Below are 11,654 nucleotides of genomic sequence, written 5' to 3'. Positions count from 1 at the left end.
GAATGAGTTTATTTATCATTAACGACACATTTAAAAAAAAGCCGACGCTCTGGGCGTCGGCCTGTCTATTTCCGGGGTTCTCAGCTGTTCTGTGCAGCTTTGGCGTTTTGCAGTTGCCGGGCTTTTTCCGTCAACAAGGCTTTTTCTTCCGGGCTCATGGTGTCCAGGCGCAACCGCGCATGGGCCAGTTTCTCCAGTTGACCGGGGCTGCTTTCCCGCGATCGCAACGCCCCTGCCAGACCGGCCACGGTCGGATGATCAAACACCACACCGGGATGGATTTCGCACTGCAACAACTTGCGAATACCGGCCACCAGTTTGATCACCAACAACGAATGACCACCGGCGGCGAAGAAATCCCGATCGATGCCCAGGCGCTCAACGCCCAGCAGTTGCGCCATGCGTGCCGCGAGCAATTGTTCGAGCGCATCGCGTGGCGCCAGACACTCTTCGTCAATCAGGCTTGTGCTGAGTTGCTGCAACGCCTTGCGGTCGATCTTGCCATTGGCCAGCCGTGGAAAACGCTCGATGAACTGCACATGCTGCGGCAGCATCACGGCGGGCAGACGCTGGGCCATTTCACTGCGAACTGCTTCAAGCAAGGCCGACGAAGGTGGCTGATGAGGAACGACGAATGCCTGCATCCCCTGCTCAGCCGAAGATCCTGGCAACACCAGTGCTTCAGCGACCTGAGGCAGGCTCAGCAATTGGGCCTCGATCTCTGCCAGTTCGATACGGAACCCACGCACCTTGATTTGCTGATCGCGCCGACCGTGCAGCTGAATCGCCAGATCCGGGCGATAGCGCGCCAGATCTCCGGTGCGATACAGGCGCTCCTGCGGATTGAACGGGTGCTGAATGAACACCTGCGCATCGGCCTCGGCATTGAGGTAACCACGGCATAATTGCGCGCCGCCCAGGTACAGTTCGCCCAACATCCCGACCGGGGCCAGTTGCAGATGGTCGTCAAGGACATACACCTGATTGTTACCCAGCACCTGGCTGAGGGCGGCAGCGTTTTCAGCGCCCGTGTGTTCAGCAGCAGTGCCCGGCACCAGCGGATGGACCAACACCCCGACCGTCGCCTCCGTCGGGCCATAGTGATTGAACACCCGGCAATTGCCGTGTAACCGAGCGATGCGCTCGAGCAGCGCAGGGGCGATCGGTTCGCCGCCGAGAATCAGCGTAGACGGTAGTTGCGGGCTGTCGCTGTCGAGCAGTGCGGCGAGGTGCGACGGAACGATCTTCAGACAATCGATCGTCTGTTGTTTCAGGAAATCAGCGAACAAGGTGCTGTCCTGCATCTGTTCGTCACTGGCCACATGCAGCGTCGCACCGTTGAACAAGGCGCCAAACAGCGCGGTGTTACCCAGGTCCGCCGCTACGGTGGAGGTGAAGCCAACGTGTTTGCACTGATCAAGCCCCAGGGCCTGGCTGACGTTGGCGGTGTAATTGAGCAATTGTCGATGCTCGATCACCACGCCTTTGGGCACGCCGGTGGAGCCTGAAGTGAACAGCACATAGGCCGCATCGCTACCCTGTGTATCGAGTTCGACAGTCGGTGCCGACAGGTCCGCCGATTGGCGCAATTGATTCAGGGTGCAGACGCTCAGCGAATGACCGTGCCACTGATCGATTTGCGCGGCATCCACCAGCAGCAAATCGGCCCCGGCCTGTTCCAGCATCAACACCTGACGCGCCATCGGCCATTGCGGGTCCAGCGGCAGATACGCCGCACCGACACGCCAGGCCGCCAGCATCGCCACCACCAGATCGGCCGAGCGCGGCAACGCCAACGCGACGATCGAACCACGGGCCAGGCCCTGAGCTTTCAAAGCCTTGGCCAACACGTCGACGTTCGCCTGCAATTGCCCGTAGCTCAAGTGTTGCTGCGCGTCGGTCAGCGCGACGGTGTCCGGTGTGGCATGCGTCCAATCGGCAATGCGCTGCGGCAGGTATCGGCCATCCACCAGCGGCCGGGGTGGCGGGTTGATTGCCAGCAAGCGTTGTTGCTCGACGGCCCCCAGCAATGCCAGTTGACCCGGCTCGGCCTGAGGATTGGCCACGATGCTCGCCAGCAATACGCTGAACTGCGCCATCAGCCCTTCGACAGCCATCAGCGAATAACGCTGCGTGGCGTAATGAAGATGCAGGCGGCCCGATTCGCCCGGTTCGAGTTGTAGCATCAGTTCAAATTGAGTTTCCCGAGCAACGGGACGCTGCACGGGTGTCCACTGTAGCGTGCTTGAAGTCTGGGGCTGCGGTGCACGCCAGACCGCGAAACCATAGGCCGGGCTGGCCGCTGCGGGCGCGAGTTCCGGTGACCAGTATTCCTGCCAGGTGCGATGCTCATCCAGGCCCGTCGCCAGTTCACTGACCCAGGCGCTGAACGAAGTACTCGCCGCCAGCGACACATGCAGCGGCAGGGTTCTCTCGAAAACGCCCACGGCGTCGGCGAAATACTCGTAGTCGTCGCGACTGTCGTGCCGCACCCCAACCAGCATCTGTTCGTTCCCGCCAAGGCGCCCCAGCAGCAGCCACCAGGCCGCTTGCATCACCACGCTCAGCGGTTGCGCCAGCGAGCCTGCCAACTGTTGTAGTGCGTTGTGTAGCGAGGGCTCAAGCGTGCTCGTCAACAGCGCTGTCGCGGAAGAAGTCTGGGCGGTTGCAGCCCGATAGCCCAGCCATGGGGTGGACAGGTCGACATCCGCGCCTTGCAGGTGCTGCTGCCAGTAAATCCGGGCAGTTGCCGCATCCTCGTCGAGCACCACTTCACTGCGCCATTCCAGGTACTGGGTGAATTCCCCGGTCTCGTCATCCGCCTCGGTCAGCCCCTGCTCATACGTCTGCAACAGTTGCTGATAAATCAGCCGCAAGCCACTTTCATCGACGCAATGCCGGGCAACGCCCAGCACCAGCTGCCAGTGATTGTCCGCCAGGCGATACAGCACCGCCTGGACGTTCTCCGACTCACCGACAACAAACGAGCGTGCCGCCCATTCGGCGACTTGAGCCTGGATGCCGGCCGCCGTTTCCGGGCGGGTCTGCACCGTCAACGGGAAGCGCTCGGCGCCCCCGGCGAACTGGCGCAGACCATGGAAGCCCGCCGCCTTGGCCAAACGCGGGATCAGCATGGGTTGCTGCGCCAACAGCGCATCCAGCGCCGTTTGCAGACGCTGCGGGTCAAGCTCACCGGCAATGCCCACTTCCAGCCAATGCAGCGCATCACGGCAGACCGGGGCCTTGGGCAGCTTCTCCAGCACCCCTTGCTGCTCGGGGGTCAAGGCGTAACCCAGATCCTGCGCGGCCATCGATACCTCGTTCATGCTCCGGTTTCCTCAGTGTTCATTGCGCCTTGAGTGGTCTGTGCGCTTTCAAGGGCGCTGCGGTCGAACATGTCGCCCATGGCCACGACGATCTTGCGCGGGCCTTCGAACGGGTCACGGGCGTGAGCCACGAGCATGTTGTCCAGCAGGATCGCATCGCCTTTTTGCCAGTCGAAACGCACCGCACACGCTTCGTACAACTCACCGATACGCTGCATCACCTCGTCTTCGATCGGCGAACCATCACCGTAATAGACATGACGCGGCATGCGTTCCAGGCCGAACATCGACAGCAGGTCTTCACGCACATCCGGCTCCAGCCAATAGATGTGGTGCAGCTGCACCTGATTGAAGAACGACTTCGCGCCGGTGATCGGGTGACGGATGATCGCCGGTGCCGGCGTACGGGTTTGCAACTCATCGTTGTCGAGCCAGCGCCATTCGATACCACCGGCCCGGCAGCGGGCCTCGACCTCGGCGCGATCTTCGGTCTTGAAAAAATGCTGCCAGGACACGTCGAGTTTGTCGGTGAACGTGCGCACGTAGAGCAAGCCCTTGTCTTCGAACTTTTCACGCAGGTCCGCCGGCAGTTTTTCGTACATCAACCGGCAATCGACCACCGGTGTCGCACCGCCCACGGGCGCTGCCTGCTCGCAATAGAACATCTGCTTGCGCGGCCAGCGGTCCTGATGAGAACTCTCGTTGTGGAACAGGATCATCTTGCGTTCCGGGTACGGCGTGGAGCGGTAGGTGTTCTTGCCACCCTCCTTCTTCGGCAGGTCGCCATACTGGCCATAGAGCCCTGGCTGGATCGCTTCGGCAAAGGCTTCAAAGCCCTGAATGCCGTCCAGTTCGAAACCGCGGAACAGAATGCCGGCGTGCTCGGCCAGTTTCTGTTCGATCAGTGGCCGGTTGTGGTTGATCCACTCGATCACGTCCAGCTGCGGCTCGTTCGGCTCCAGCAGCAACGGAAACCGCTGCGGCGCGGCCAGCAGGGATTCACGCACCGGCAGAGGCCGGACCTTGGCGACCGGGGCCTGGGAACGCTTGAGAAACTTGCCGAGCTTGTCGGCCTTGGGTCCCGGAACAGCGGCGGGCATGGCGGCCACCGCGCGGTTGTCGACTGGCATGCTGATAGCTCCCAATTGAATGTCCTGATCAGCGACGATCTGTTCCAACAGGGCTATCCAGGCCTTGACCAGGTACTGAATGCGCTCATGTCCGAACAAGGTTGTGGCGAATTGCCAAGTACCCAGCAATTGCCCTTCTTCATCGTCAACGAACAACGCCATGTCGAATTTAGAATGGGTCTCGAGCGCCGGCAGCGCTTCCACGCTCAAACCGCCCATGGCCTGCACGCGTCCCGGCAGGTTGTTCATCACGAACAACACCTGAACCAACGGGTTCATGCCCTTGTGTCGCGGTACGCCCGAGGCGTCGACGATCATGTCGAACGGCAGGTCCTGATGCTCCAGGGCGCTGAGCAGGGTTTCCTGGGTCTGCGCGAGGAAGTTCGAGAACGCGGCGCCGGCCTCGAACCGCGAACGTAGCGGCAGCACGTTGACGAAGAAACCGATCAGCCGCTCAAGCTCCGGCTGCTCGCGTCCGGCGACATCGGCGCCGACCAGCACATCGGCGGCGCCACTGACCTGATGCAGCAGCACCTGGAACGATGCCAGCAGCGTGCTGTACAACGTGACGCCCGCGGCCATGGACAGCTTGCGCAGTGCGCCCGTCAAACCACTGGTGAGCCGGAACTGCACCGCGTCGCCCGCAAAGGACGGTGTCAGGCCGCGCGGGTTATCCAGTGGCAGCATCAACTGCCCGCTGTAACCGGCGAGGCGGTATTTCCAGTACTCGGCCTGTTGCCCCAGAACCCCTTGCGCCTTGAGCGCCTGCTGCCACAGTGCGAAGTCGGAATATTGCACCTCCAGTGCCGGCAGTGGCGTCAGGTCGCCGTCGTCGGCACGGTCGTAAATCTGCACCAGTTCGTTGATCAAAACCCCCATCGACCAACCGTCGGAAATGATGTGGTGCATGGCGTACAGCAACACATGCTCGGTCGGTCCCAGGTGCAGGATGCGCCCACGCAACAGCGGTGCCTGTTCCAGGTCGATCGGTGTGCGTGCGTTGTCCAGCGCCGCTTGCGCCACCTGCTCTTCCTGAGCGCTGCGCGACAGACCGGACAAGTCAATCAGCGGAAAATCCAGCTCGACCTGTTCGGCGATCAGCGCAATCGGATCGCCCTCGTCATCCTGCGTATAAGCGGTGCGCAATACTTCGTGGCGGCGCACCACCTCGGCAAAGCTACTCAACAGTCGCTCGACCGACAGCTCACCGCGCAAACGCAGGGCCATCGGCATGCCATAGGCGGAGCCGCCGCCGGACAGTTGTTCGGCGATCCACAAGCGGCGTTGCACCAGCGACAACGGTGCGCTGTGCTTGATGCCATGAGCCTTGAGCACCACGGAACCAACGCCTGCACCCCTCGTTGGTGCGTCCAGTTGCTGACGCATCCAGGCCGCCAGAGCCTTGAGCCGCGGATGGTTGAACAGGTCACGCAGGCTCAGCGACTGTGCCGTGAGTTTGCGCAGGCGTGAAACCGCCTGAGTCGCCAGCAGGGAATGCCCGCCCAACTCGAAGAAGTGATCCTCGCGACCGACCCGGTCGAGTTCCAGCACGTTCTGCCAGACCGTCGCAATTTGTTCTTCGAGTTCACCGACCGGGGCGATAAAGTCCCGGGCCGACGCGCTGGCATCAATGCTCGGCAACGCCTTGCGATCGATCTTGCCATTGGGCGTCAGTGGCAGGCTTTCGAGGAACAGCACATGCGCCGGCACCATGTAATCCGGCAGGTTTTCCTTAAGTCGTGCTTTGAGTTCTTCGCGCAGTACGGCCTGTGCCGAGGCATCGCCAAGCGCCAGCGCCGGGTCGTCACACACCACATAGGCGACCAAGTGCTGGCCCGACGCGCCCGGATGCGCCACGACCAGCGCCTGGCGCACGCTCAGCGCCTGAAGCAGGCGCGCTTCGATTTCCCCCAGCTCGATACGGAAGCCACGCACTTTCACTTGATGGTCGATACGCCCGACGTATTGCAACGTACCGTCGGCCTGATAACGGGTCAGGTCACCGGTGCGGTACAAGCGTTCGCCGTTGTTGGCAAACGGGTTCGGCACGAACTTCTCGGCGGTCATCGCCGGTCGCCCCAGATAACCACGCGTGATGCCCGCACCGGCCAGGTACAACTCGGCGGATGCACCCAGCGGCGCCGGTTGCAGATGCGCACCCAGCAGGTAGCTGGCGGTGCCATTGAGCGGCCGGCCGATGTTCGCCGTGCCGCCGGCTTCGCGGCGACTCCAGGTGGAGTAAGTGGTGTCTTCCGACGGGCCATACAGGTCGTAGACATGTTCGATGCTCGCCTGCTGGTACAACGTCTCCACCAAACTCTGCCTCAGTGGCTCACCGGCCAGGTTGATGATCCGCACGCCCGATGGAATCTGCCCGGCATCCTGCAAGGCGGCAATGGCCGACGGTACGGTGTTGATCAGACGCACCTGATCGCGTGCAGGCAAATGCGGCAGTTCCAGCGCATTACGGGCGATGATCAGCGAGCCGCCGTTGGCCAGGGTGACAAACAGCTCCCACACCGACAGGTCGAAGCACACCGACGTCGAGGCCAATACCCCTTGAATATCGTCGCGGCTGTACACCGACCGCGACCAGTCCATCAGCGCCAGCACATTGCGATGGGTAATCGCCACGCCTTTGGGCTTGCCGGTGGAACCGGAGGTGTAGATCACGTAGGCCAGGTTGTCCGGGGTCACCGTCGTCACCGGCGCGTGGTGCGGATAAGCCGCCAGTGGCGCGTCGAGCTGATCGAGCAGCAGCACCTGAGTGTTGGCGCCTGTGGACAGCGTCATCGCTACCGCTTGTTCGGTCAGCAGCACCAGAGCACCGCTGTCCTCAAGCATGTAGGCCACGCGATCGGCCGGATAATCCGGGTCCAGCGGCACATAGGCGCCACCGGCCTTGAGCACCGCCAGCAGCGCCACCAGCAAGTGGTCGGAACGCTGCATCGCCACGCCAACACGGACTTCCGGGCCGACACCGCATTCGATCAGCTTATGGGCCAGACGATTGGCCCGCGCGTCGATGTCAGCGTAAGTCAGTTGCCGATTGCCGAAGGTCACGGCCAACGCTTGCGGCTGGAGGGCGACCTGACGTTCGATCATCTGCTGAATGCACAGATCCTCGACGCCACAGGCTTCGGTGCGGTTCCAGTCGCGCAGTACCAATTGTTGTTCGGCTTCGTCCAGCAACTCCAACTCGCCGAGACAACGCTCGGCGCTCGCGCTCATGTGAATCAACAGGTGCTGCAACTGCGCGGCCAGTGTCGCCACGGTGGTCGCGGCAAAACGGCTGTGCTGATAGCTGAAATGCACCGTCAATTGGCTGTCCAGGCTCACCGCCAGCGTCAACGGGTAGTTGGTTTGCTCATGCCTGGCCACCTCGCCGAAGCGCAGGTCTTGCGGCGCGCCTTTCTCCAGCGCCTGGGAAATCGGGTAGTTCTCGAACACCAGAATGTTGTCGAACAGGGCTTCACCGCCCTGCCCGGCCCAGCGCTGAATGTCGAACAGCGGCGTATGTTCCTGCTCACGCAGCAACAGATTCTGTGCCTGCACCTGCTGCAACCACTGCGCCAACGGTTGTTCGGCACGGGGGCTGGCGATGACCGGCAAGGTGTTGATGAACAGACCGATCTGCTGCTCGACCCCACTCAGCTGCGCCGGACGGCCAGAGACCGTGGCGCCGAAACTGACGGTGTCCTGCCCGGTGTAGCGCTGCAACAGCAGCAGCCAGGCGGCCTGAACCAGCGTGTTGACGGTGACTTTCTGTCCCCGGGCAAAGGTGTTGAGGTCATCGGTGACAGCCGCGTCCAGGGTCAGGAAATGCTCGCCCTGCGTATCGATGCCAGCCTCGTTGCCACGGTAAACGAGCGCGTCGGCCAGACGGGTCGGCGCTTCGAAGTTCGCCAGTTGGCCCTTCCAGAAGTGCTCGGTAACCTGCGCGTCCTGTTGCCGCAGCCACTGGATGTAATCCCGATAACGACCCGCCGCGATCGCCGGTACCTGGCCGCTGTAGCGTTGCAGCACTTCGCCCAGCAGCTGCGAGTTGCTCCAGCCATCCATCAGAATGTGGTGGCTGGTGTAAATCAGCTGAAAGCGTTCGGCGGCGACTTGTACCACCACCAGGCGCAGCAGAGGCGCCTCATGCAGGTCGAAGCCCTGTTGCCGTTGTACATTGGCCAGCGCTTCGAGCGCCTGTGGCAGATCGTTTTGCCCACGCCAATCATGGAAGGTGAACGGTACCGGCAAGCGCTTGTGGATCACTTGCTGTGGCCGCTGCAATTCGCCGTCCCAGACAAAACTGCTGCGCAGCACATCGTGGGCATCCAGTGCCGCTTGCCAGGCCTCGCGGAAACGCTCGACCTGCAAACCTTCGACGTCCACGCACAGCTGATTGATGTAATCGCCGGCCTGTTGCTCGTAGAGGGTGTGGAACAACATGCCTTGCTGCATCGGTGACAACGGGTAAATATCTTCGACCTGGCGTGGCGCCACGGGCAACGCATCGAGCTGGCGTTGCGTCAACCCGGCCAGCGGGAAGTCCGACGGTGTCAGCCCCTGATGCCGAGTCTCACAGCAGTGCTCGATCAAGATCCCCAGTTCCCGGGCATAAGCATCCGCCAACCGCGCGATGGTCGACTGATCGAACATCTGCCCGCTGAATGTCCAGCCGATACTCAATTCGCCGCCATACACCCGACCATTGAGGGTCAGCCAATTGTCCAGAGGCGCCAATGGACTTTGCTCGGCACCCGCCGATTCACTGGCCGGGGTGAACAGTGCAGCCGCCTCGTCGCCGAACCCGGCATCGAACTGGCCCAGGTAGTTGAAGGTAATGCGCGGCACGGGCAAGGCTTGCAGCGCCTGCCGGGTGCTGTCATTGCCCAGGTAGCGCAGCGCGCCAAAACCCAGGCCTTTATCGGGGATCGCCCGTAGTTGCTCTTTGATCGCCTTGATCGAATCCTGCGGCGTGGACGCCGGTGTCAACTTGACCGGAAACAGGCTGGTGAACCAGCCCACACTGCGGCTCAAGTCGAGCTCGTCGAACAGCGCCTCGCGACCATGGCCCTCGAGCTGGATCAGGGGCGATGCGTCGCCCGTCCAGTCAGCGATCACTCGCGCCAGAGCCGTCAGCAACAGATCGTTGACCTGTGTGCGATAGGCCGCCGGCGCCTCCTGCAACAGCTGGCGGGTCTGCTCTTTGTCCAGACGGGTCTGCACGTGCAAGGCGTGACGATTGTGTAACTCGCCCTGCGGTCGATCGCAGGGCAAGTCATTGCGCGAATCCTGCAATTGCCCTTGCCAGAACGTCAGCTGAGCCTGCATCGCGGCGCTGTCGGTATGCTGTTGCAAGCGTCGCGCCCAGGCCTGGGTCGCGCTGGTCTTGGCCTGCAATTTGAGCGCCGCGCCGGCCTGCAATTGCTCGTAAGCCTGTTGCAGGTCTTCGAGCAGAACGCGCCAGGACACGCCGTCGACGACCAAGTGATGGATCACCAGCAACAGACGCTGGCTGCCATCGGCCATGTTCGCCAGCACGGCGCGCAGCAGATTGCCGCTCGCCAGTTCGAGACTGCGCTGGGCCTGCTCGCCCAACTGTTCGAGTGCCGGCGCATCAGCGACCCCGGCAGTCCAGAGCAGGGGCGACTGTTGCCAGAGCGCCTGTTGCTCGGCAAGGGAGCGATGCTGCGCAGTCCAACGGTCGCCGTGACGAATGAAGGCCAGACGCAACGCGTCGTGATGCGTGATCAGTGCCTGCAACGCACGCTCCAGGTGTTGGGCGTGCAACGGTTTGGCGGAGTTGAGCAGCACCGACTGGTTCCAGTGGTGCGGCTCGGCCATCTCACGCTCAAAGAACAACTGCTGGAATGGCAGCAATGGCGTGTCACCGGTCACCGGGCCCTGGTCGATGCTCAACCCGCTGTCGCCGATGGTCGCTACCGCTGCGAGGCTTTGTACGTTCTGGTGCAGGAACAGGTCTTTGGGGGTGAAATGAATCCCCGCCTGACGCGCTCGGCTGACCACCTGAATCGAGATGATCGAATCGCCGCCCAGCTCGAAGAAGTTGTCGCTGATACCCACCTGCGGCCGACCCAGCACGCTTTTCCAGATCTCCACCAACGCCTGCTCGGTGGCAGTGGTCGGTGCGGTGTAAGCCTTGCTGCTGGTGGTCGTGTCAGCCTTTGGCAACGCCTTGCGTTCCAGTTTGCCGTTGGGGCTGACCGGCATTTTCTCCAGCCACAGCCAATGCTGCGGGACCATGTAGTCCGGCAACGTCTGGCTCAAGTGTTCCTTGAGACGGCGCTGCAAGGCGTTGCGCACATCATCGTCGGCGTGCAGCAGTGCGTCGCGGGCCGGCACCACATACGCGACCAACAGCGTGCCGTCCTGGGCGATGACCACCGTTTCACGGACTTCGTCGTGTTCGGCCAGGCGCGCTTCGATCTCGCCCAATTCGATGCGCAGGCCACGGATTTTCACCTGATGGTCCATGCGCCCGGCGTATTCGATCACCCCGTCGGCACGATAACGCGCCAGGTCGCCGGTGCGGTACAGACGCTGGCCGTCACCGAAGGCACTGGTGACAAAGCGCTCGGCGGTCAACGCGGCACGGCGGTGATAACCACGGGCCAGGCCTTCGCCGCCCAAATACAACTCGCCGATCACGCCCACCGCTACCGGCGACAACTCGTGATCGAGAATGTAAGTGCCCAGATTGGCAATCGGCTGGCCGATCGGCACGCTGTCGCGACCTTCCTCGATGCACGTCCAGTGCGTGACGTCGATGGCCGCTTCGGTCGGGCCGTAGAGGTTGTACAGCCCGGCATTGGGCAGCTTGGCAAACACTTGCTGCTGCGCATCCACTTGCAGGGCTTCGCCACTGCACACGATCCGGGTCAGGCTGGTGCACTCGCCCACCGAAGGGTCTTGCAGGAACGCCTGCAACATCGACGGCACGAAGTGCAGCGTGGTGATGCGTTGTGTGGTGATCAGTTCGATCAACTGCGCCGGATCACGATGAATACCCGGCGCGGCCACTACCAGTGTCGAGCCGGTCAACAGCGGCCAGAAGAATTCCCAGACAGAGACGTCGAAACTGAACGGCGTCTTTTGCAGCACGCTGTCCGTGGCGTCGAGTCGATAGGCCTGTTGCATCCAGCACAGGCGATTGACCAGCGCCGAATGACGGTTGCCCGCCCCT

General features: G+C 62.3%; 2 protein-coding genes (1 of these 2 cut by a window edge). Both read right to left on the bottom strand.

Annotation, left to right across the window (positions count from 1 at the left end; genetic code table 11):
- Positions 1-80 precede the first annotated feature (80 nt).
- Positions 81-3,326: an amino acid adenylation domain-containing protein gene (locus tag CKW20_RS11645; protein ID WP_095053037.1), complete on the bottom strand. Its 3,246-nt coding sequence runs from the start codon at positions 3,324-3,326 to the stop codon at positions 81-83.
- Positions 3,323-11,654: the 3' portion of a non-ribosomal peptide synthetase gene (locus CKW20_RS11640; RefSeq protein ID WP_095053036.1), read on the bottom strand. The gene runs 5,183 nt beyond the window's last position; the window shows 8,332 of its 13,515 coding nt (coding positions 5,184-13,515); its start codon lies off the right edge, out of view; its stop codon occupies positions 3,323-3,325. The genes CKW20_RS11645 and CKW20_RS11640 overlap by 4 nt, the downstream gene beginning before the upstream one ends.

It is taken from the genome of Pseudomonas sp. Irchel s3b2, from assembly GCF_900187445.1.
In the GTDB taxonomy this organism is placed as follows: Bacteria; Pseudomonadota; Gammaproteobacteria; order Pseudomonadales; family Pseudomonadaceae; genus Aquipseudomonas.
This window is presented reverse-complemented; position numbering and strand designations above follow the sequence as displayed.

What these genes read in the sequence shown, in the direction of transcription:
- CKW20_RS11645 (WP_095053037.1), bottom strand. Translation starts at nt 3,326, where the DNA reads ATGAACGAGGTATCGATGGCCGCGCAGGATCTGGGTTACGCCTTGACC.